Annotated in this window: 17 protein-coding genes; 2 read left to right on the top strand and 15 right to left on the bottom strand. The window is 63.0% G+C overall.

Annotated elements, in window-relative coordinates; genetic code table 11:
- Window positions 1-2: 2 nt before the first annotated feature.
- The 7 genes from AB3G45_RS02780 to AB3G45_RS02750 all read right to left on the bottom strand — a co-directional run bounded on the left by AB3G45_RS02780 (window position 3) and on the right by AB3G45_RS02750 (window position 8,920).
- The gene (locus tag AB3G45_RS02780) at window positions 3-1,544 is read right to left on the bottom strand and encodes a sugar ABC transporter ATP-binding protein (RefSeq protein WP_367829134.1); all 1,542 of its coding nucleotides are present in this window, start codon (window positions 1,542-1,544) and stop codon (window positions 3-5) included.
- Between the two features lie 62 nt (window positions 1,545-1,606).
- Window positions 1,607-2,539 (bottom strand): sugar ABC transporter substrate-binding protein, encoded by a 933-nt coding sequence (locus AB3G45_RS02775; protein ID WP_367829133.1) that lies wholly within the window; start codon window positions 2,537-2,539, stop codon window positions 1,607-1,609.
- Window positions 2,540-2,708: 169 nt separating this feature from the next.
- The gene (locus tag AB3G45_RS02770) at window positions 2,709-3,842 is read right to left on the bottom strand and encodes a Gfo/Idh/MocA family protein (protein ID WP_367829334.1); all 1,134 of its coding nucleotides are present in this window, start codon (window positions 3,840-3,842) and stop codon (window positions 2,709-2,711) included.
- 54 nt (window positions 3,843-3,896) lie between these two features.
- Entirely contained in the window at window positions 3,897-4,949 is a 1,053-nt protein-coding gene (locus AB3G45_RS02765; RefSeq protein ID WP_367829132.1) for a sugar phosphate isomerase/epimerase family protein, read from the bottom strand.
- 19 nt (window positions 4,950-4,968) lie between these two features.
- On the bottom strand, window positions 4,969-5,778 hold the full coding sequence (locus tag AB3G45_RS02760) for an SDR family oxidoreductase (protein WP_367829131.1): 810 nt from the start codon (window positions 5,776-5,778) through the stop codon (window positions 4,969-4,971).
- A gap of 14 nt (window positions 5,779-5,792) precedes the next feature.
- Complete coding sequence (iolD, locus tag AB3G45_RS02755; protein ID WP_367829130.1) at window positions 5,793-7,634, bottom strand: 3D-(3,5/4)-trihydroxycyclohexane-1,2-dione acylhydrolase (decyclizing); 1,842 nt, start codon at window positions 7,632-7,634, stop codon at window positions 5,793-5,795.
- A 95-nt stretch (window positions 7,635-7,729) separates the two neighbouring features.
- Entirely contained in the window at window positions 7,730-8,920 is a 1,191-nt protein-coding gene (locus AB3G45_RS02750; protein ID WP_367829129.1) for a Gfo/Idh/MocA family protein, read from the bottom strand.
- Between the two features lie 115 nt (window positions 8,921-9,035).
- On the opposite strand from AB3G45_RS02750, the gene iolG reads away from it, so the two are divergent.
- Complete coding sequence (gene iolG, locus AB3G45_RS02745; protein WP_367829128.1) at window positions 9,036-10,037, top strand: inositol 2-dehydrogenase; 1,002 nt, start codon at window positions 9,036-9,038, stop codon at window positions 10,035-10,037.
- 43 nt (window positions 10,038-10,080) lie between these two features.
- Here iolG and AB3G45_RS02740 read toward each other — a convergent pair whose 3' ends face one another.
- The 8 genes from AB3G45_RS02740 to AB3G45_RS02705 form a co-directional block, all read right to left on the bottom strand.
- Window positions 10,081-10,992 (bottom strand): MurR/RpiR family transcriptional regulator, encoded by a 912-nt coding sequence (locus AB3G45_RS02740; protein ID WP_367829127.1) that lies wholly within the window; start codon window positions 10,990-10,992, stop codon window positions 10,081-10,083.
- A 157-nt stretch (window positions 10,993-11,149) separates the two neighbouring features.
- Window positions 11,150-13,675: a methyl-accepting chemotaxis protein gene (locus AB3G45_RS02735; protein ID WP_367829126.1), complete on the bottom strand. Its 2,526-nt coding sequence runs from the start codon at window positions 13,673-13,675 to the stop codon at window positions 11,150-11,152.
- 111 nt (window positions 13,676-13,786) lie between these two features.
- Window positions 13,787-14,734, bottom strand: a complete 948-nt coding sequence (locus tag AB3G45_RS02730) for a substrate-binding domain-containing protein (protein ID WP_367829125.1) — start codon at window positions 14,732-14,734, stop codon at window positions 13,787-13,789.
- A 40-nt stretch (window positions 14,735-14,774) separates the two neighbouring features.
- Entirely contained in the window at window positions 14,775-15,791 is a 1,017-nt protein-coding gene (locus AB3G45_RS02725; protein WP_367829124.1) for an ABC transporter permease, read from the bottom strand.
- Window positions 15,788-17,296 carry a sugar ABC transporter ATP-binding protein gene (locus AB3G45_RS02720; protein ID WP_367829123.1) on the bottom strand — a complete coding sequence of 503 codons (1,509 nt, stop codon included), beginning with the start codon at window positions 17,294-17,296 and terminating at the stop codon, window positions 15,788-15,790. The genes AB3G45_RS02725 and AB3G45_RS02720 overlap by 4 nt, the downstream gene beginning before the upstream one ends.
- Window positions 17,297-17,298: 2 nt before the next feature.
- Window positions 17,299-18,288: a hydroxyacid dehydrogenase gene (locus tag AB3G45_RS02715; RefSeq protein ID WP_367829122.1), complete on the bottom strand. Its 990-nt coding sequence runs from the start codon at window positions 18,286-18,288 to the stop codon at window positions 17,299-17,301.
- Window positions 18,289-19,104, bottom strand: coding sequence for an HpcH/HpaI aldolase/citrate lyase family protein (locus AB3G45_RS02710; RefSeq protein ID WP_367829121.1), 816 nt, complete (start codon window positions 19,102-19,104; stop codon window positions 18,289-18,291). It lies immediately after the preceding gene.
- Window positions 19,105-19,114: 10 nt separating this feature from the next.
- Complete coding sequence (locus AB3G45_RS02705; RefSeq protein WP_367829120.1) at window positions 19,115-20,551, bottom strand: NAD-dependent succinate-semialdehyde dehydrogenase; 1,437 nt, start codon at window positions 20,549-20,551, stop codon at window positions 19,115-19,117.
- 220 nt (window positions 20,552-20,771) lie between these two features.
- Here AB3G45_RS02705 and AB3G45_RS02700 point away from each other — a divergent pair, with 220 nt between their 5' ends.
- Complete coding sequence (locus AB3G45_RS02700; RefSeq protein WP_367829119.1) at window positions 20,772-21,848, top strand: Gfo/Idh/MocA family protein; 1,077 nt, start codon at window positions 20,772-20,774, stop codon at window positions 21,846-21,848.
- The last annotated feature ends 17 nt before the right edge of the window (window positions 21,849-21,865 follow it).

Here is a 21,865-nt window from a genome sequence, read left to right as displayed (position 1 = left end):
GCCTAGCGTGCCGCCAGTTCCATGACCTTCACCTGCGTCGCCTCGGCACGATCGAGGAAGCCAGTGGCGCGCCCTTCGTGCATGACCATGATCCTGTCGCTCATGCCGAGCACCTCGGGCAGTTCCGACGAGATCATGATGACAGCGACACCGTCGCGGGCGAGCTCGGTGACGAACCGATGAATTTCCGCCTTGGCGCCGACGTCGATGCCGCGCGTCGGCTCATCGAGGATCAGGATACGGGGGTTGGTCAGCAGCCAGCGGCCGATCAGGACCTTCTGCTGGTTGCCGCCGGAAAGATTTTCGATGCGTTCGTACATGTTGGGCGTCTTGACCCGCAGCTTGCGGCTCATTTCCTCGCAGACGCGGCTCAATTCCCGTTCCTGGACGAAACCCGACTTCACGAACTTGTCCTGGAGAACGGCGATCTGCATGTTTTCCAGCACGTCGAGGATCAGCAGGCAGCCGGTGTCCTTGCGGTCTTCCGTGAGGAACGCCATGCGGTTGCGGATCGCGGTGTTGGGGCTGTCGATATTGACCGGCTTGCCGTTGATCTCGATCGTCCCGGAGCTTGCCGGCGTCACGCCGAAGATCGTTTCGGCGACATTGGAGCGGCCCGAGCCGACGAGGCCGGCGAGGCCGAGGATTTCGCCGGCGCGCACGTCGAAGGACACGTCGTGAAAGACGCCCTTGAGGGTGAGGTTCTTCACCGACAGCACGACATCGCCGATCGGCACCTCTTCCTTCGGGAACATCTGGGTGATCTCGCGGCCGACCATCATGCGGATGATGTCGTCGCGCGTCACGTCGGTGGAGGCATGCGTGCCGATATACTTGCCGTCGCGGAACACCGAGAACTCGTCGGCGATCTCGAACAGCTCGTTCATCTTGTGGGTAATGTAGACGATGCCGATGCCGTGATTGCGCAAGTCCCGGATGATCTCGAACAGATGCGAGACCTCGCGCTCCGTCAGCGTCGACGTCGGCTCGTCCATGATCAGGACGTCGGATTCATAGGAGACGGCCTTGGCGATCTCGACCATCTGCCGGCTGGCGACCGAGAGGTGGCGCACTTCCGTTTCCGGGTCGATGTCGATCTTCAGCCGTTTGAACAGTTCAGCGGTCATCCGCCTCATCTTGCCGTGATCGACGAAGCCGAACCTGTTCTTCGGCTCGCGGCGGATCCAGATGTTTTCCGCAACGGTCATGAAGGGCATCAGGTTGAGTTCCTGATGGATCATGGCGATGCCGTTCTCTAAGGCATCGAGCGGCGACTTGAGCTCGATGTCGTGTCCACGCAGCCGGATTTCACCGTGGTCGGGCGTGTAGATGCCGGCAAGGATCTTCATCAACGTCGATTTGCCGGCGCCGTTTTCGCCCATCAGGGCATGCACGGTGCCGCGCTTCAGCTTGAACTGCACATCGTCGAGCGCCACGACTCCGGGGAATGCCTTGCGGACCCCCTCTGCCTCCAAGAGAAACTCCGAATTCGGAACGGCCCCGCTGGCACGAACCGCCGCCATTGTACCCGGACTTATCATCACTTCCTCCTCCCATCCTGCCGCCTTGAGCGGGAGCGCCGTGAACGGCGCCCCCGAGGATCGGATCAGTTCTTCGTCGCGTAGTCGGCGACGTTCTCCGGCGTGACGAGTTCGAAGGGAATGTAGGTCTTCTTTTCGACCGTCTCGCCCTTGGCGATCTTCAGCGCTGCATCGATGGCGCCCTTCCCCTGCCCGACGGCGTTCTGGAAGACGGTGACGTCGAGATCGCCCGCCTGCATGGCGGTCAGCGCGTCCTGGGTCGCATCAACGCCCGCCACGACGACGCTGTCCATCGACTTGCCGGAGGCCTTCAACGCCTGCACGGCGCCGAGTGCCATTTCGTCGTTGTTTGCAATCACAGCATCGAACTCTAGACCGGCGGAAAGCCAGTTGCTGACCAGATCGAGGGCCGGTGTGCGCATCCAGTTGGCCGTCTGCTCGTCGAGGACCTTGATATCCTTGCATTCGGGCCGGGCAAGCACGTCGTGCGTCGCCTTTGTGCGGCCACGCTGGCCGGTCGTGCCGAGCTGGCCCTGGAGAATGACCACGCTGCCCTTGCCGCCGAGGAGCTTGCAGACGGTTTCCGTTTCGAGCGTGCCGGCCTGCTCTTCATCCGAGCCGACGAATGCCTGCTTCTCCGGCAGGTCATCGATATTGCCCGGCGCATTGTTGACGAAGATCAGCGGAACGCCGGCCGCCGCGGCCGTCTTGGAAATGGCAACGCCGGCATCGGCGTCAACAAGCATGATGACGATGGCATCGACGCCGGATGCGATGAAGTTCTCCACCTGGCTCTGCTGCTTGGCGATATCGCCCTGCCCGTCTTCCATCTGGATTTCCACGCCGTCGAGCGTCTTGCCGTAGTCCTCCATGCCGTGCCGGAGAACGGTCAGCCAGTTGTCGTCAAACAGGGACATCGCGACGCCGATGGTTTCGGCACGCGCCGTGCCGGACATCAGCGCGAGAGCCGCGACGGCACCCATAAGATATTTCTTCATTGCACTTCCTCCTCTTGGATAGGTCGACCCCTTGCCGCCCTTGTTAAAGATCAAAGCTCCGCCGGTGCCGGGAGAGGCTGTCTCCCGGATCAAACGGCCTTTCGGCCCGATCCATCTCTCGTGTTCCGTGACACTCCCAGGGAGTGCCGAATGTCAGCTGCGCGCTACCTCAGGCAAAGCGCGGTGCAAGCCATCCTCCATTGTGCTTTTCATGGCTGTCGACGACGGCGTCGACGAAAGCCACACCCTTGAGACCGTCATACGAAGCCGGGACGCCCTCCCCCATCGGTCCTGCCGCTCTTCCCTCGGCATTGGCGCGAATGATGGCGGCGAAGCCGGAATAGAGGTTGGTGAAAGCCTCGATGTAGCCTTCAGGATGGCCCGGCGGGGTGCGCGTGCGGGCACGCGCGTCTTCCGAAAGGTCGTCGCGGCCCCGCTTGATCGTCTCGGGCGCGCCGAAAAGCTTCGTGAAGACCAGCTCGTTCGGGTGCTCCTGATGCCAGACGAGGCTGCCCGTTTCGCCGAAGACGCGCAGGCGAAGTCCGTTCGACTGGCCGATCGCCACCTGCGAGGACCAGAGCAGCCCCCGCGCGCCGCTCTCGTAGCGGATCATTACATGGGCGTTGTCGTCCAGCGCCCGGCCCTCGACGAAGGTGGCAAGGTCCGCGGCGATGGCTTCGGCCTTCAAGCCGGTGACGAAGCCGGCGAGATGATAGGCGTGGGTGCCGATGTCGCCGATGGAGCCGCCGCGGCCGTTCTTCTGCGGATCGGTGCGCCAGGCCGCCTGCTGGTTGCCCTGAAGCTCGATGCCGGTCGCCATCCATTCCAGCGGATATTCGACCTGCACGACCCGTACCTTGCCGATATCGCCGCGCGCCACCATGGCGCGCGCCTCGTGCACCATCGGATAGCCGCTATAGGTATAGGTGACGCCGAGGAAGCGGCCGGTCTGCTGCGCCAGCTCGTGCAGCGCGATCGCATCTTCCAGCGTCGTCGTCATCGGCTTTTCGCAGATCACGTCGATGCCGGCTTCGAGAAAGGCCTTGGCGATGGGATAGTGCGTGTGGTTCGGCGTGCAGATCGCGACGACGTCGATCCGGTCGTCCCGGCCGCGTTCCCCCTCGACCATCGCGGCATAGTCGCCGTGGGAGCGATCCGGCGCGATGAAGTTCTTGGCCGCAAAGGCGTGGCCGCGCGCCGCGTCGACGTCGAACGCGCCTGCGACGAGGTCGAAATGGTTGTCGAGGCGGGCGGCGAAGCGGTGGATGCCGCCGATATAGGCGCCTTCACCGCCGCCCACCATGCCGAGGCGCAATCTACGATTGGACAGGTTTGAATTCGACACGTCCGATGTTCCTCAGATACCCAGGATTTCATGATTGACGGAGCGGTCGGCGCCGGACTTGACGAAGTCGTCGAAGGCGCGTTCCGACACGCGGATGATGTGGTCGCTGATGAAGCGCGCCCCCTCGGCGGCGCCGTCTTCCGAGTTCTTCAGGCAGCATTCCCATTCGAGCACGGCCCAGCCGTCGAAATCGTAGCCGGTCAGCTTGGCGAAGATCGCGCCGAAATCCACCTGGCCGTCGCCCGGCGAACGGAAGCGCCCGGCCCGGCTCACCCAGGGCTGGTAACCGCCATAGGCACCCGTCTTGCCCGTCGGGCGGAACTCGGCGTCCTTGACGTGGAAGGTTTTGATCCGCTCGTGATAGTGGTCGATATAGGTGAGGTAATCGATCGACTGCAGCACGAGATGGCTCGGGTCGTACATGATGTTGCAGCGGGAATGGTTGCCGACCCGCTCCAGGAACATCTCGAAGGTCAGCCCGTCGTGCAGGTCCTCGGTCGGATGGATCTCGTAGCAGACGTCGACACCCTCGGCGTCGAAGGCATCGAGGATCGGCCGCCAGCGGCGGGCGAGTTCGTCGAAACCGTCGGAGATCAGGCCATCCGGCCATTGCGGATAGGGATAGAGATACGGCCAGAGCAGCGTGCCGCTGAAGGTAGTGTGGCGGTCGAGGCCGAACCGGCGGGAAGCCTTGGCGGCCGCAAGGAGCTGGCGAACCGCCCATTCCTGCCGCGCCTTCGCATTGCGGTGAACGGCCTTCGGCGCGAAGGAATCGGCCGGCAGGTCGAAGGAGGGATGAAGCGCGACGAGTTGGCCCTGGAGGTGCGAGGCAAGGTCGGTGACGACCAGACCGTGCTCGGCGAGGGTTCCCTTGAACTCATCGACATAATCCTGGCTTTCAGCCGCGCGCTCGAGATCGATGATGCGGGTATCCCACGTCGGGATCTGCACGCCCTTGAACCCTTTGTCGGCGGCCCAGCCGGCAAGCCCCTTGAGCGTGTTGAAGGGCGCTTCGTCCGCAGCGAACTGTGCGAGAAAGACACCTGGCCCCTTGATGGTTTTCATGTCCGTTTCCAATCGAAATTCAAAGCGGTGCAGCGGGATGGGGCACGCCGTCGTAGGCGCCCCAGATGCCCTGGTCGAAATTGACGATCGCGCCGGTCATCAGCCCGGATTCCGCCGAGGCGAGGAAGGCGATGGCGCGGGCGACCTCGTCGGGATCGATGAGGCGGCCGTTCGGCTGGGCGCTAGCGGCCTTCTCCAGCCAGTCGTCCGGCTGGCCGTCCAGCAGGCGCTGCGTCTTGTCCTCGCCTTCCGAGGCCATCCAGCCGATATTGAGGCTGTTGACGCGGATGCGATTGCGCAGCACGGCATAGGCGGTGTTGCGCGTCAGCGTGTCGAGGGCGCCCTTGGAGGCGCAATAGGCGGCGAGGAACGGCTGGCCGCCCATCGACGACATGGAGGAGATATTGACGATCGTGCCGGCCACATCCTCGCGACGGAAGAGGCGGATCGCCTCCTGCATGAGGAAGAAGGGCGCGCGCGTATTGACCGCAAACAGCATGTCGAACAGTTCGGGCGTCGTTTCGAGGATGTTGCCCCGGTTGGTGGCGCCGGCGACATTGACGAGGATATCGAGCCGGCCGAACGCCCGGTCGGCGGCAGCGATGACGGCCCGGCAATCCTCGACCTTGCCGAGATCGGCGGCGACGAACACAGCCTTGGCCCCAAGCTTTTCCAGCGCGGCCACCTGTGCCGCGCCCTTTTCGGCCGAACGGCCGCAGATGACGATGCCTTCGGCACCCCGCTCGGCGAAGAGCCCTGCGGTGGCCGCACCCAGACCCTGGGTGCCTCCGGTGATGACGGCGATTTTTCCTGCAAGTTGCGCTGTCATGGACCCGCTCCCCCTCAGACGCCGACGCGCTGCTTCTTGCGACCGGCCTGTTGATCGGCCGCCGCAGCGTTGACTTCGCTGCGCGCACTCACCTGCGGCACGCCGACATCCCACCAGGCGTCGCCCGGCGTCCAGGTGAAGGCGTCGGAGACGATGGTGAGGACCGTGGTGCGGTCGGTGGTCTGCGCCCATTCGACGGCGTCGCCGAGGTCGGCGAGGCTTTCGACGCGGCGGGTGAGAGCACCCATTGCCTCGGCATGCTTGATGAAATCGACGGGGAACGGCTCCTTGACCCGGCAATCCCTCAGCAGGTTGTTGAAGCCGGGTGTGCCTTTGGCGTTCTGCAGGCGGTTGATGACGGCATAGCCGCCGTTGTCGCAGACGATGAGGATCATCTTGTGACCGGAAAGCACGGTCGAATAGATGTCCGAGTTCATCATCATGTAGGTGCCGTCGCCGATCATGACGATCGGCGTGCGGCTGGGATCGGCCATGGCCGCGCCCCAGCCGGCGGCGATCTCGTAGCCCATGCAGGAGAAGCCGAATTCGCAGTCGAAAGTGTGCGGAGCCTTCACGCGCCAGTTCTTCATCACCTCGCCCGGCAGGCCGCCGGCGGCGGTGATGAGGAGATCGCGATCCCCGGCCTTCGCATTGACGATGCCGACGACCTGGGCATAGGTCGGCACGGGCGCATTGGTCGGCTTCTGGTAGCCGTCGAGCGCCTCGTTCCACTTGGCGAATTCCAGTTCGCCCTTCTTCGTCCAGGCGCTGTCTGCCTTGTAGTCGCCGATGGCGGCTTCCAGTTCGTTCACCGTTTCCAGTGCATCGCCGACGACGGCAACTGCGCGGTGCTTGTTGGCATCCCAGCGCGCCGCGTTGATCGAGACGAAGCGGGCATCCGGCGAGAAGGCCGTCCAGGAGCCGGTGGTGAAGTCCATGAGGCGCGTGCCAACCGCCAGGATCACGTCAGCCTCGCCGGCCAGCGCATTGGCGGAGGTCGAGCCGACGATGCCGATGGGGCCGACATGGGCCGGGTGGTCATGGGTGACAGTGCCCTTGCCGGCGATGGTCTCGCAGAGCGGGATGCCGTGCTTCTCGGCGAAATCGGCAAGAGCCGCCTCCGCGCCGGAATAACGCACGCCGCCGCCGGAAATGATCAGCGGACGCTTCGCCGCCTTCAGCTCGCGGACGGCTTCCGCGAGGCTGTCGCGGTCCGGGCGCGGGCGCGGGATCTTGTGGACGGTCGGGGCGAAGAAGCTTTCCGGATAGTCCCAGGCGATCTCCTGCACATCCTGCGGCAGGCCGATGAAAGCCGGGCCGCAATCGGCCGGGTCCAGCATGACGGCGACGGCCTGCGGCAGCGAGGCGATGATCTGTTCGGGATGGGTGATGCGGTCCCAGTAGCGCGTCACGGCCTTGAAGGCGTCGTTGACGGTGATCGTCGGATTGCCGAAATGCTCGACCTGCTGCATCACCGGGTCGGGACGGCGGTTGACGAAGCTGTCGCCGGCAAGCAGCAGGATAGGCAGGCGGTTGGTGTGCGCCACGCCCGCGGCCGTCACCATGTTGAGCGCACCAGGGCCGATGGAGCTGGTCGCCACCATGATCTGGCGACGGCGCGTCGCCTTGGCGAAACCGATGGCGGCGAGCGCCATGGACTGCTCGTTCTGGCCGCGCCAGGTCGGCAGCGTATCTTGGACCGCCTCCAGCGCCTCCGACAGGCAGGTCACGTTGCCATGGCCGAAAATGGCGAAGACGCCAGGGAAAAGCGGCTCGCGCTTGCCGTCGATCTCGGTGAACTGATTGCACAGATAGCGCACCAGGGCTTGCGCCATGGTCAGGCGGATGGTGGACATAATGAACCTCCCTTGATCAGCGCAACGGGTGCCGATCGAACTGCGGAACTTTTATTGCATGAATTCGATTATTGCAAGAGTGCTTGTGAAATGAGTCACGCAAGCCTGCAATCCGTCCACGCCCCGCCCGCGCTGCTGGACGCCGCCGCAGCCTCCACGAACCGCACGCCCAAGGCACCGTCGAGCACGGTCGGATATTCCAGAAGCCCCTCCTGAACAGCGCGGCCCGCCCGACGCGCCTCGACGGCGATGGCGAACTCCTCGTAGAGATTGCCCCAGGCATCGCTCAGCGCTTCGGGGTGACCGCGCGGCATGTGGACGAAGCGGGCGGCATGCATGCCGATGTCGGCGCCCTCGCCGCGCGTCAGGATGCGCGCGGGCTCGGCGAAGGGGCGGAAATGCAGAAGTTCCGGTTCCTCCTGGTTCCATTCGAGGCTTGCCTTTTCCCCGAACACCCGGAGCCGGATGCCGCAATGCGTTCCCGCCGCCACCTGCGAGATCATGATGGTGCCGGGAATGTCGCCCTCGTAGCGGACATGCATGAAGGCAGTGTCCTCCAGCGGCTTTTCCGGGCCAAGTGTGTGGAATTCCGCTCTCAGGCGCGTCACGGGGCGGCCGCAAACGAAGGCGCCCAGATGATGGCAATGGGTGCCGATGTCCCCGGTCGTGAAGGCCGGGCCGACGACGGCCGGATCGATGCGCCATTGCGCACCGGCGCTCGCATCCCTCGGCGGCGTCAGCGCCCATTCCTGGAAATATTCGACATGCACCTGCTGCAGTGCGCCGAGCGCGCCGCTACGCACCATCTCCCGCGCCTGCCGTACCATGGCATAAGCGGCATAGGCATAGGTCACGCCAAAGACGAGGCCCGTCTCCTGCTGCCGGCGCACGAGGTCGAGCGCATCCGGAAGGTTGGTTGTCAGCGGCTTGTCGCTGATGATGTCGATACCCTTTTCCATGAAGGCGACGGCGATGGCGTGGTGCGAGTTGTTGGGCGTCGTGATCGCGACGGCGTCGATACCGTCGGGACGCGCCGCCTCGCGCTCCGCCATCTCGCGATAATCCGAGTAGATGCGATCCTCCGCAAGCAACCATTCGCGCCCCGAGGCGCGGGCCACATCGGGACGCGACGACAGGGCTCCGGCAACCACATCCCAGCGGTTCGAAAGGCGTGCGCCGCGCGCATGCACCTTGCCGATGAAACTGCCCTGCCCGCCCCCGACGACACCGAGGCGGAGCCTTCTTTCCGGCTGCGGAAAATGCTCGTCCTGACCTTGCTGCGTCATGTTCGTCTCCTCCTTCAATCTTGCGACAGATCGCTCTTGCAGAATTATTATTGACGGATTATCACAAGCGCAACAAATTTTGCAAAACCTTTAACCGGCCTTCTGGAGGAACCCGATGATCAAGATCGCACTGCTCGGCTGCGGGCGAATTGGAAAAATGCATGCTGCCACCGTTGCTCGCGCACCGAATGCTGAACTCGCCGTCGTATATGATCCGATCGGCGCCGCGGCGGATGAGGTCGGACGTCACTACGGCTGCGCGGTGGCTGCGAGTGCCGAGGATGCCATTGCCCAGGCAGACGCCGTTCTGATCGCGACGTCCACCCCCACCCATGCGGATCTCATCGAAGCCTCTGCGAGGGCCGGAAAGGCGATCTTCTGTGAAAAGCCGATCGACCTGTCGCTGTCCCGGGTGGCCGCCTGCCGCAAAGCCATCAGCGGTTTCGACAGGCCGATCCAGATCGGCTTCAACCGCCGCTTCGATCCGGGGCATCGAGCGGCACGCGATGCGGCCCGCGCCGGCGAGATCGGCGAATTGCAGCAGGTCGTCATCACCTCCCGCGATCCCGGCCTCGCGTCCCGCGACTACCTCAAGGCGTCGGGCGGCATCTTCAAGGACATGACCATCCACGACTTCGACCTTGCCCGCTTCATGCTGGACGAGGAGCCGGTGGAAGTGTTCGCCACGGGCAGCACTCTCATCGACCCGACGCTTCGCGAGCTGAACGACGTGGATTCCACCATGGTGATCATGCGCACCGCAAGCGGCAAGCTGTGCCACATCAACAATTCGCGCGCCGCCGTCTACGGCTACGACCAGCGCGTCGAGCTCTTCGGCTCGAAGGGAATGGTCATCTCCGGGAACCGCAAGGCGCACGAACTGGAGCGGTTCACCGCCACGACGACCAATGTCGGCGAGCCCTATCTCAACTTCTTCATCGAACGGTACGAGGAAGCCTTTGCGCTCGGCCTCAACTCCTTCCTGAAATGCGTCGCGGAAAACGCGACACCGGACGCGACCTTCGAGGACGGCGAAAAGTCGCTCGCCCTCGCGGAAGCCGCTAACCTCTCACTCGCCGAGGGTCGCTTCGTGAACGTCGCGGAAGTGAACGCCTGACCTCGATGACCGCCGGCTCGGTTGACCCGGCGGTCGCCCATTCTTACGGTTTGCGGCGCTGGTTGCCCGTAACCGTCGGGATCTTCGGCAACCCCTTCTTGTCGTCCTGAAGCAGCGCGGCAAGCGCCACCGCGATCGCCTGCGTCAGGCACATCGGCGCCGCAAGCGAACGCGAGAACGAATACTCATCCTCCGGAATGGTGAAAAGCACGCTGGCATTCTTGGCGAGCGGCGAAAGCTGGCTGTCGGTGATCGCCACCATGGGGGTCCCGTTCTGCGCGGCGACGTCGGCGATCGCCACCACCTCCTTGGCGTAGTGCCTGAATGCGATGGCAACGAGCACGTCCTTCTTGTTCATGACCTGCGCCATTTCCGGCGCAAGGCCGCCGGCGGGGTCGAGAAGAATGACCCGACATTGCAGCATCGACAGAACGTAGCGCAGGAATTTCGCGATCGGCTCCGAACGCAACTGGCCTGCGATGAAGATCGTGTTGGCGTTCTTGAGCGCCCGGGCGGCCTGTGCGAGGCTTTCCTCCGTCGTTACGTTCAGCAGCTCCTGCAAGGTCGCAATGTCCCGCACGACCAGATCGTGAAGGAAGCCGAGATTACCCTTGCGCTTGTTCTTTTCCAGGTCGACGTCAAGCGCGCTGATCCGCTCCCGGTAACCTGGTGCAGCCGTCGACAGACGGCTCTGGAAAACCGTCTGAAGCTGCTTGAAACCCGAAAAACCAAAATGCTGGGCAAATCGCACAAGGATCGAAGGGTGCGCACCGCACTCATCCGCAATGAAGTTGATCGATTGCATCGCCACGACATTCGGATTCTGCGTGATATAGCGAGCGACCTGCTGGAATCGATCACTCAACTCCGGATAGGCTTCCGTTACGATATTCACGAATGTTTCGTAGTTTGCTGTTCGCGGCGGCGGCTGATCCGATCGCTTCACTCGTGGCATCAGTCACAACTCCCAGGGATTGATTTACGCAAGGGCGGCGCGTAACCAGCACGGTCCGACTTCACAGGCAATCGCAGTATTGCAAAAACACGAAACCTGCAATGGCTCTTGAGGAGACGCGGAATCCTCCGATAGGCTGCGCGGGATCCAAGACTGTTCAAGCTGCAGACACAGTGACGTCATCACTTGCCTCAGGCAAGTTGAACTGCGCCACCAACGACATCAATGCCTTGGTTTGCATGGCAAGGTGGCTTGTTGCAGTGTTCGTTTCCTCCACCATGGCCGCATTTTGCTGCGTCATCTGATCCATGGTGTTGATCGACGCATTCACCTCATCAAGCGCCGTCGATTGCTCTCGGCTGGCTCGGGCGATTACCGCCATCTGCTGGGAAACGGTCACGACTTTCGACGAGATCTCACCGAGTACCGAACTGGTTTCCTGGACGACGCGCGCTCCGGAGACGATTTCCGCATTTGATCTCGCAATCAGTTCCTTGATTTCCTGCGCGGCATCCGCGGATCGCTGGGCAAGCTCGCGCACTTCCTGCGCGACGACAGCAAAGCCCTTGCCCGCCTCGCCGGCGCGCGCAGCCTCGATACCGGCATTCAGCGCGAGTAGATTCGTTTGGAAAGCGATTTCATCGATCGCAGCGATGATCTGAACGATCTGCGTCGATGCTTCCTCGATTTTCGCCATCGCGTCGATCGCGCTGACGACGACTTCCGAGGAGGCATCCGCCGTGCGTTTCGTTTCCGAGATGATCTGGTTGGCTTCCTCCGCCTGCACGGCGGACGCCCTGACCGTCGCGGTGATTTGCTCGACGGCGGCGGCGACCTCCTCCAGCGCGACGGCCTGCTGTTCGGTCCGCCTTGCGAGATCGACGGCCGACAGGCTCATTTCGCCGGCATTGCCTTCGATCATCTGCGTGTTCGAGCGGATCTGGGTCACTGTGTCCTGAAGCCGAAGCAGGGACGAATTGAAGTCGGTTCGCAACTGTTCGAGGCGGCCGAAGAACGGTGTTTCGATAGTATGGGAAATATCGCCATGCGCCAGGCGCTCCAGTCCCGCCGCAAGTGCACTGACCGCAAAATCGATCTGACGTTCCACTTCTTGCTTGTCGGCATCGTTCCGGAGACGCTCCTCTTCGGCCTGCGCCCTCTCGGCCTTGCTTCGTTCCTCGATCTCCACCTTTGCAAGCGCATTGTTCTTGAAGACGCCCAGCGCGCGGGCCATGTCGCCGATCTCATCGACGCGGTTGTCGCCGACGATTGCGGTTTCGAGCTTGCCCTCCGCCAGACGGCGCATGGCTCCGGTGATCTGGCTGATCGGCCCCTTGAACGTCAGGGTCAATCCGATACCGGCGAGAACCGAGATGGCTATACCAAGGCTTATCGCCCCCGCGGAGATGGAATTCGCACCGCGCCGCTCGGCCGCCGCGGTCTGCCGCTGAAGCTCCGCATATGCGGTCAATTGCTGCCATGTCTGATCCAGGTCGACGGCGGAGGCTGTGAACTCATTGAGACGCAGTTCATTCGCCTTGACGAGGCCGGCGCCGGCCTTTTCGATGGCCTCAAGTGCCGGCAGCATCTTGCTTTTCAGGCCACCGAATTGCTGAAGCTCGCCCCCCGTCGTCTCCAGGGTATCGAGATCGCGACGGACGCCGGCGAACTCCTGAAGGAGCCGCTGCAGATTATGCTCGCTCGGCGCCAGGGTAAAACGCGCCATCAGGATCTGGATGGCGTAGGCGGAATTGATCAGCTTCTGTCCATCCCGTTGAGCCGTTCGCGCTTTTTCGACCGGCTCGACGCTCTCTGCGAATTTCTTCGTCGCCTGCTTGATTTTCTGGTCTTCCGCGGAGTCGAGTGCGCCCCTGATGGCAATCAGGGACCCCAGAGCGTCCTCCAGGCCGGCAGCGCGTTCCATCGATATGTCGTTTGCCTCCACGGTCGATTTCAACCTCGTGGCAGCATCGGCGACCACCTGTCGAATCGTCGTTTCGTCGGAGGGCAGCGACATGCCGAGCATTCGCTGGTGGCGGATCAGTTCCTTCATGCTGGCCGACACGGCGGCGAATTTGGCTTCAGGATCAGCGGCTTTGGTCACCTGTTCGCGCAAGTGCGTCGCGAAAGCTGCAATTTCAGTGATACGGTCGGCATCGCGGAGAAGATTGCGCGCGACCGTCTCCTCCTCGTCCGCCATGCGCTGAACGACCTTCATTCCCTCAGCAATATCGACCTGAGCCGAAACGATTGCGCTCTGGGCTCGTTGGAGATCGTTCGCCAGGGCAGTTGTTTTGACATGCAGATCCCAAAGCGATCCCATCCGCGCCGAGATCCCGTCGATGGACGTCACGGCGCGTTCAAGATCGTCACGCCCCTCGGCGGTCGGATCGAGCTGCTGAAGCCCTTCCCGCAACAGGGATTGCTGCGACGCCAGCTTCTCCGCGACCTGATCGCGGCTTTCCTCTGACGCTACTTCCAGGAACTTTGTCATTGCCGCCGAGAGGTCACGAAAGCCGCTCAACGCCTGGAGAACGGAGTTGGATATCTCCATGCGCGCTTGCAGCAGGCCGGACGTGTAGAAGCCCGTGATGCCGACGGCGGCAATGCTCAGGATGAAAGGTATGACGAAGATGAAGACCTTCGTCTGGATGCGAACCCGCGACAACAGCTTTTCGAACATGAGCTCCCCCGTCTTTGCTCAATTTATCTGCGCAAACAACGGGCGTGATGACCGTTGTCGTCGTTACCGCAAGAAGGGTGCGCCCTTTCGGGCGCACCAAGGCGGACACCCTCAATACGGAGCGTCAGGGAAGTAGTATTCCGCGGCGTTGTCCTTGGTGATCAGCGGGCTGCCGAGCACGTAGCGGCCATTGATCGGGGCTTGCGTGGCGAACTTCATGGTGACGAGCTCGATGGCCGGGATGATCAGTGTCGGCGGATAGAAGATGTCGGCATCGACCATGTCATGGCCGTCCATGACAAGCTTGATGACCTTGTTCATGCCCGAGCCACCGAGAACAGTCACGTTCTTGCGGTCGGCCTGCTTGATCGCCTCGATGGCGCCGAGCGCCGCATCGTCGTCGCCGGCCCACACGCCGTCGATCTGCGGGAAGCGCTGCAGGTAATCCTGCATGACCTCGAAGCCCTTGTCCGGGTTCCAGTTGGCATATTGCATGTCGAGGACTTCGATCTTGGTATCCTTCAGCGCCGCATTGAAGGCGTCGATGCGGATATTGTCGATGGCCGTCGGGATGCCGCGCATGACGACGATCTTGCCGCCGTCCGGGAACTTCTTCTTGAAGTATTCGGCGGCCGCCGTGCCGTATTGCGGGTTGTCGCCGCCGACATAGAGGTCCTCGATGCCCTCTTCCGCAAGGCCGCGGTCGACGGTGGCGATAAACACGCCCTTGGCCTTCGCCGCCTTGACCGGCTCGGTCAGCGGGTCGGATTCGAAGGGCAGCACGACGAGCGCGTTGATGTTGCGCGCCATCAGGTCCTCGATGTCGTTGACCTGCTGCGTGGCGCTTGACGAGGTCGCCAGCACGAAGTCGATGTTCGGGAAGGCTTCCTTCATCCGGTCGATCGTGCGCTTGGTGTGGTAGTTGAGACCACCCGTCCAGCCGTGCGTCGCCGCCGGGATCGAGACGCCGATGACAGCATCGGCCGCGAGCGAGGGCGCTGCCCAGACACTGGCGGCGACGACGCCAGCCACTATGATCGATTTCAGTTTGTAGAACAATTCATTACCTCCCTGTTGAAATGAAGAACGGAATTCGCGCTCAGCCCTGCGAGCGGTCACGTTGCAGGAGCACGGCGATGATGATGATCGCGCCCTGGAAGGCGCCGTTGAGATAGGGGCTGACGAAGCCCGTGAGGTTGAGGATGTTGCTGATGAAGCCGAGGATCAGCACGCCGACGATGGTGCCCCAGATGCGCCCGAAGCCGCCGCTGAGCGCCGTGCCGCCGATGATGACGGCGGCGATCGCCTCCAGTTCCCACATGAGGCCCGTCGAGGGCGTGGCCGCGCCGAGCCGCGGCACATAGATGACCGTGGCGACGGCAACACAGAGACCCTGGATGACATAGGTGAGGATGCGCACGCGGCTGACCGGGATCGCCGAATAGAAGGCGACATGCCGGTTCGAGCCGGTGGCGGCGACATGCCGGCCGAAACGCATGCGCCGCAACGTCAGTTCGCCGATGACGGCGATGACGGCAAGCACGATGATCGGCACGGCGATGCCGAGGACCTGGCCGTAGTAGATCGGGCGGGCTGCGTCGCGCAACGAGAAGTCGAGCGAAATGGAGCCGCCGTCCGCAAGCCAGGTGATGGCCGAGCGGAAGATCCCCATGGCGCCGAGCGTCACGATGAAGGCCTCGACCCGGCCCTTGACGATCATGAACCCGTTTATGAAACCTGCCAGAGCGCCGATGACGAGCGCAAAGACGATGCCCGCGACAACGAGCGGCCAGCCGGGGCCAAGCGTGGCGGCAGCCGCATTCATGAACATGATCGTCATACCGGCGACGAGCGCCGAGAGCGAGCCGACGGAGAGGTCGAGCCCGCCCGCCGTGATGACGAAAGTAGCGCCGACCGCGATGATGCCGATGATGGCGCTGCGCGTGAAGACGTTCGAGAGGTTTTCCGCGCCGAGAAAGCTGTCGCTCATCAGCGAGCCGATGAGCATCAATAGAATAAGGGCGATGAGCGGGCCGGCGGCCTCGAAAATACCCGCGAGGGTACGGCCCGGCGACGCGACGGCGTTGCTTGCGGACGTAGCGGTGATGTCAGTCAATGGCTTGCCTCCTCCTGCGGGATCCTGTCTTCAAGACCCATGGCAAATCGTATGATGTCGGTCTCGCTGATCGCGTCGCCGGAAAGCTCGCCAGTAATGCGGCCGCGGCGCATGACGAGCACGCGGTCGGAAAGGCCGACGATCTCCTGCATTTCGGAAGAGATGACGACGATTGCCTTTCCTTCGGCAGCCAGCGTGGCGATGATCTCGTAGATCTGCTGCTTGGCGCCGATATCGACCCCGCGCGTCGGCTCGTCGAAGACGATGAGATCGGGTTCCACCCCTAACGTCTTGGCGATCAGTACCTTCTGCTGGTTGCCGCCGCTGAGCGCGCCGGCCGCTACATCGAGGCGGCCGGTCCGGATGTCGTATCGCCCGATGGCCGCTTCGAGATCGCGCCGCTCCGCCCGCCGGTCGATCCAGCTCGCCCCGTTGATCGCGCCCTTGGTCAGCGCCACGTTCTGGTCGAGCGACTTGCCGAGCAGCAGGCCCTTACCCTTTCGGTCTTCCGTCAGATAGGCGAGTTTCAACGCCCAGGCCTCGCGCGCGGCCGGCAGCTTGCGCTCCACGCCGCGCAGCACGAAGGACCTGCACTTTGCCGGACGCAGCCCCAAGAGCGCTTCGAAAAGTTCGGTGCGGCCGGAGCCGACGAGCCCCGAAATGCCGAGAACCTCGCCTTCCCGGATATCGAGCGTCGCCTCCTCCACGGCTCCTGGAGCCGTGAGGCCAATAACGCTGAGAAGCACCTTGCGCGCCGCCCCGCCCCGCCGCGTCGGATAGATTTCCGAGAGCGGCCGCCCGACCATCGCCTCGGCCATTTCCTCCTCGGAGATATCGCGCGCATTCTCGACGCGCACGATCTGGCCGTCACGCAGCACGGCGACCCGATCCGCAATGTCCTTCACCTCGTCGAGGCGATGCGAGGTGAAGATGACTGAGCCGCCCACATTCCGGAAGGCACGCACACATGCGAACAGGTTGCCCGCCTCCATCGCCGAAAGCACGGCGGTCGGCTCGTCCATGAGTATGAGCTTCGGCTGGCGGGCGAAGGCCTTGGCGAGCTCGATCATCTGCCAGTCGGAAACCGGCAGGTCGCTAAGTCGCGCCCGGACGGGAGCCGCAGATCCGAGTTCGGCCAAGAGGTTCCGTGCCCGCGTTTCCATGGCCTTGCGGTCGGTAAAGAGACCGCGTGTGAGTTCACGACCAAGGAAGACGTTTTCCGCCACCGTCAGATGCGGCGCCAGGCAGAACTCCTGGTGCACCATGACGATGCCCGCGCGCTCGGCCGCATACAGCGCTGCCGGAGCCGGCCCACCCTCAAACATCAGCGTGCCGGAAGTCGGAGCGGCGAGCCCCGCGGCAATGCGCATGAGCGTCGATTTCCCCGCACCGTTCTCCCCGACGAGCGCCAGCACCTCGCCCGGCTCGACGGCCAATTCAATACCCTTCAGCACCGGCACGATGCCGTAGGCTTTGGCAACCTCGTGAAACGACAGCAGCGACATCGCTAGTTTCCGACCGCCGAGACCCTGTTCTCTGCCAACTCCGATCCGTTCACCACTAGCGCGGCATCCAGCGTGTCGTTGAAAAAGTCGAGGATGTTTTGGGCCGCCGATATCGCCATGCGGCGCGCGCACGCTTCCGTAAGGCCCGCATTGTGGGGGGACAGGACGATCCGCTCATTGGCGAGCAACGCGGAGCCCGGCCTTGGCGGTTCATCCTCGAACACGTCAAGGGCCGCGGCTGCGATTCGACCCTCTTCAAGAGCGTCAAGCAATGCCCCTTCATCGATCAGCCCGCCACGTGCGGTGTTCACGAGGATGGCGGAAGGCTTCATTACCGCCAGTTCCTTCGCGCCGATGAGGGCGTCGTCACTAGCTTTCGGGACATGAAGCGAAACGACATCGGCCGAGCGGAGTGCTTCGATCAGGTCTGCCACGGGTGTCGCGCCTTGGGCACGAATGGCTGCGGGATCCTGAAACTTGTCATAGGCGAGCACGCTCATCCCGAGCGCGGTCGCGATCTGCGCCAGTCGCTTCCCGATGCGGCCGAAACCGATGAGCAGCAAGGTGCCACCGTCCAATTCCGCGGCGTCCAGGCTGTTGCGATAGTTCCAGTCCCCGGCGCGCATCTTCTTGTCAAAAAGCACCGTGCGCCTCGCCGCAGAAAGCATGAGCATGGCGGCATGTTCCGCCACGGCCCGGGAGTTGACGTCTCCGATCACGGCGAGAGAAATGCCACGCCCGTTCAGCGCCGCCACATCGACGGAATCGTAGCCGACCCCGTGGCGCGACACGATCTTGAGATTGGGCGCCTCCTCGACATGCGCGCCAGTGAGGGGCTGCGTACGGATGAGCAACGCATCGGCGACGGGCAGAAACGGACGGTAGCTTTCCGCCGAAACTTCCTCGACGTAATCGACCTCGACACCCGGCGCCTGACGGAGAATGGCCAGTCCGTCCGCGTGAATTTTACCGGCGACCAGAACCCTTGGCATTCAATATCCTCCCGTATCGATTTTGTTCGCAGGAGCGACTTCTTGCGTAAGCTCCCGGAATTTTCGGACGCTCGCTTCGGCGGCGCCGGCAAGAAGACGGACGTCGTTTGAAACTGTCACGAAATCGAAGCCCCAGCCGACCGCTTCCGCCGCATAGTCGGGCGTGCCGTTGTGCAGGGCAGCGCGCTTGCCGGCCCTGTGGGCGGCGTGGAGGATGGTCTTGATCGCCTCGATCATCTCCGGCTCGCGGCGGTCGAAGCCGGGTGCATAACGCTTTCCCTGCAGCCCGAGCGTCAGGTCGGCCGGGCCGATATAGACGCCGTCGAGGCCGGGAGTCGCGAGGATGTCCTCCAGGTTCTCGTAGGCCTGCGCTGTCTCGATCATGGCGAGGCAGATCATTTCGTCATCCGCTTCGGCAGCATAATCCGGACCGGCGGAAAACAGCGCCCGGCTCGGGCCGAAGCTGCGCACGCCGGCGGGCGGGTAGCGCACATAGGATACAAGCCGCTCGGCCTCGGCGCGGGTGTTGATCATCGGGCAGATCACGCCGTAGGCACCGGCATCCAGCGCCTTCATGATGTCGGCGGGATCGAGCCAGGGCACCCGCACCAGCGGCGTCACGCCGTTCGCCCGCATGGCCTGGAGCATCGGCACCGCACCGTCATAGCCGACGATGCCGTGCTGCATGTCGATGGTGACCGAGTCGTAGCCCTGCGCGGCCATGATCTCCGCGCTGAATGAATTGGCGATGGAGAGCCACCCGTTGAGGACGGGCTTGCCTTCGGCCCAGCGCTGCTTGACACCGTTCTTGATCATGGCTGCCTCCTCAGACCATCATCTGCGCGTGCTTGACGTTGGAATAGTCGAGGATGCCTTCTGTGCCGCCTTCGCGGCCCATGCCGCTCGCCTTGATGCCGCCGAAGGGTGCCTCGGCCGCCGCGAGCGCAAAGCTGTTGACACCGACCATGCCGGCCTCCAGCCGCGCCGCCGCCTCGCGTGCACGTCCGGCATCGCGGGTGAAGACATAGGCGGAAAGGCCCATTTCCGAGGTATTCGCCCGCTCGAAGACCTCGTCGGCCGACGAGAAGGGCGTGATGGCAGCGATCGGGCCGAAATTCTCCTCGGCGATCGCCTTGGCATCATCCGGCAGGCCGGTGATGACGGTCGGCTCGAAGAAGAAGCCGGCATTCATATCGGCCGGACGGCGGCCGCCAGCGAGAATCTTGCCACCGCGGTCGCTGGCATCGGCGATGATCTCCTCGATCGCCAGCCTGCGGCGCTCGTTGATCAGCGACCCCATCTGTGTCGTCTCATCGAGGCCGTGGCCCAGCTTCAACGCCTTCGCGCGGGCGGCAAAACCCTCGGCGAAACGGTCGTGCAGCGATTCGTGCACGTAGAAGCGGTCGGGCGTGACGCAGACCTGGCCGGCATTGGCGTATTTCGTCGGCACGGCAAGATCGAGCGCCCTCTCGAGATCGGCGTCGTCGAAGACGATCATCGGCGCATTGCCGCCGAGTTCCATGCTGACGCGCTTCACCGTCTCGGCGCTGTCGCGGATCATCTGCTGGCCGACCCGGGTCGACCCCGTCAGCGACACCTTGCGCACGACCGGCGAGGCCATGATGGGCTTGTAGGTGTTGCCCGTCGGGCCGATGAGAAGGTTTGCGACGCCTGCGGGAAGTCCGGCCTCACGCAGGCAGTCGAAGAGGATCATCGCGACGCCCGGCACCTCGACGGAGGGCCTAACGATGACGGAGCAGCCGGCGGCAAGCGCCGGTGCCACCTTGCGGGCAATCAGCGCCGCTGGAAAATTCCACGCCGTGAAGGCCGCGGCAACGCCGACCGGCTCATGCGTGACTTCAATGCGCCCACCCGGCGCACGGCTTTCGACGATGCGGCCATAGATTCGGCGCGCCTCTTCCGCGTACCAGCGGAACTGGTCGACGGCGAGGCCCCATTCACGACCGGCCTGCGCCAACGGCTTGCCGGTTTCGAGCGTCATCTGTCGGGCAGCTTCCGCCGTTCGAGCCGCCATCACATCGGCGACCTTGTGCAACAGATCGGACCGCGTCCAGGCGGGTGTCGCCTTCCAGGTGAGGAAGGCGCGAGATGCCACGGAAATTGCTCGTTCCGTATCCTCGACGGTGGCCACGGGTACGGCACCGAGGATCTTGCCATTGCCGGGATCGGTGATCTCCGTCGAAGCCCCACGCGCCGGGCCGGACCAAGCGCCGTCAATGAACAAACCGTATGAGCCGTACATGTTTCCTCCTTCAGCAGCCGCAACTCTACGGCCGCAAAGCAATTTTTGTTTCCTATTAGATCGAAGGGCAAATTTTGTTGCGCGTCAAGTGCAAACACTGCCGATCAGTCAGCTCGCGCGCTTAACTCAGCGCGCGAAAGACATTCCTGGCGCCTCCTCCTCCCGTCTCAGAAATTATTATTGCATTCCATTATGATTTGCAAGATAAGTTGCCCCGCAAATGTGGACGGCGGTGGGGTTCGATATGCGCCCAGTTGGCATAGCGATAATCGGAGCGGGAGCCGCCGGCCACCGGTTGGCAGCGGCATCCTCCAAGTTGGTGCGCGACTATCGCGAAAGTAGCGAGCGACCAAGGCTCATGACGATTGCCGATCACGACGGACCGCGTGCGGCCGAACTCGCTCGCAAATTCCAGTTTGCACGATGGCGGGTACACTGGCCGATTGTGCTGGAGGATCCGGAAATCGACGTTGTGAGTATTTCCGAGCCCAACAACGAACGAATTGCGTTCGCGGCTGCCAAAGCCGGCAAGAACATACACCTGGAGTACCATCCGTTCAGCTCATCATCCGGTGTAGAACTGGTCATTGCGGCCCAAGAGGCGGGCATATCGGCGAATGTCAGCTACCCTCACCTGTCGAATCCGTCGATTGCGCTTCTCCGCGATATGATTTCGGCCGGTGAACTTGGAAGCATCGTCCATGTTCGCGCTCGTTTGATTGCAACAGACGCACCTCGTTGCATGGCTGAAGATTTCCGTCAGGGCACGGACAATCGACAAGAGTTGAAGGCTATTTTGCTTGCGGTACTGGCGATTGCAACAAAAGCCGTAGGCGAAATCAGAACTATCGCCATTCAGGGCAGCGGCAATGGACCAGGTAGACCGCACGTAGCCCTGCGGTTCGGACCGGGTTTCAACGGAACGATCGAGTTCTGCGACGGCTTTCTGGGTGCCACCCCTTCGTTTCAGATCGAGGTGCAAGGCATCCTTGGAACGGCCGCATTCGACACCAACGAACCGGGCGTGCTGAAGTACCAGAAAGAGCTGGATGGCAAGTCCGCCGAACTTCCGACAACCATGTATCCCACCTCAAGACACCTCCCGGCGAACGTGCATTGGGAGTTCCGAAACCCCCATTTCGACTTGGTGGAATTGAAATCGATTGAAATGGCTTCATTCCTCTCGGTGGGCGAAGCAGGCGGTTGTTTGGGAGCCAATCTGCATGACGCTCGGCGTTTGCAGGATTTGATCAACGATGCGCTCGTGCAGTCCACTCCGCATCCGTTCGGGATCTGAGCGCCCGTCACCATTTT

Source organism: Shinella sp. S4-D37 (assembly GCF_040812195.1).
In the GTDB taxonomy this organism is placed as follows: Bacteria; Pseudomonadota; Alphaproteobacteria; order Rhizobiales; family Rhizobiaceae; genus Shinella.
The sequence above is the reverse complement of the archived record's forward strand: the minus strand, read 5'-3'. Positions and strand labels throughout refer to the sequence as shown.

Excerpts from the sequence above, each read along its gene's own strand:
- AB3G45_RS02775 (WP_367829133.1), bottom strand. The coding sequence starts at position 2,539 with ATGAAGAAATATCTTATGGGTGCCGTCGCGGCTCTCGCGCTGATGTCC.
- AB3G45_RS02770 (WP_367829334.1), bottom strand. The coding sequence starts at position 3,842 with ATGGTGGGCGGCGGTGAAGGCGCCTATATCGGCGGCATCCACCGCTTC.
- AB3G45_RS02765 (WP_367829132.1), bottom strand. The coding sequence starts at position 4,949 with ATGAAAACCATCAAGGGGCCAGGTGTCTTTCTCGCACAGTTCGCTGCG.
- AB3G45_RS02760 (WP_367829131.1), bottom strand. The coding sequence starts at position 5,778 with ATGACAGCGCAACTTGCAGGAAAAATCGCCGTCATCACCGGAGGCACC.
- iolD (WP_367829130.1), bottom strand. The coding sequence starts at position 7,634 with ATGTCCACCATCCGCCTGACCATGGCGCAAGCCCTGGTGCGCTATCTG.
- AB3G45_RS02750 (WP_367829129.1), bottom strand. The coding sequence starts at position 8,920 with ATGACGCAGCAAGGTCAGGACGAGCATTTTCCGCAGCCGGAAAGAAGG.
- iolG (WP_367829128.1), top strand. The coding sequence starts at position 9,036 with ATGATCAAGATCGCACTGCTCGGCTGCGGGCGAATTGGAAAAATGCAT.
- AB3G45_RS02740 (WP_367829127.1), bottom strand. The coding sequence starts at position 10,992 with ATGCCACGAGTGAAGCGATCGGATCAGCCGCCGCCGCGAACAGCAAAC.
- AB3G45_RS02735 (WP_367829126.1), bottom strand. The coding sequence starts at position 13,675 with ATGTTCGAAAAGCTGTTGTCGCGGGTTCGCATCCAGACGAAGGTCTTC.
- AB3G45_RS02720 (WP_367829123.1), bottom strand. The coding sequence starts at position 17,296 with ATGTCGCTGCTGTCGTTTCACGAGGTTGCCAAAGCCTACGGCATCGTG.
- AB3G45_RS02715 (WP_367829122.1), bottom strand. The coding sequence starts at position 18,288 with ATGCCAAGGGTTCTGGTCGCCGGTAAAATTCACGCGGACGGACTGGCC.
- AB3G45_RS02710 (WP_367829121.1), bottom strand. The coding sequence starts at position 19,104 with ATGATCAAGAACGGTGTCAAGCAGCGCTGGGCCGAAGGCAAGCCCGTC.
- AB3G45_RS02705 (WP_367829120.1), bottom strand. The coding sequence starts at position 20,551 with ATGTACGGCTCATACGGTTTGTTCATTGACGGCGCTTGGTCCGGCCCG.
- AB3G45_RS02700 (WP_367829119.1), top strand. The coding sequence starts at position 20,772 with ATGTGGACGGCGGTGGGGTTCGATATGCGCCCAGTTGGCATAGCGATA.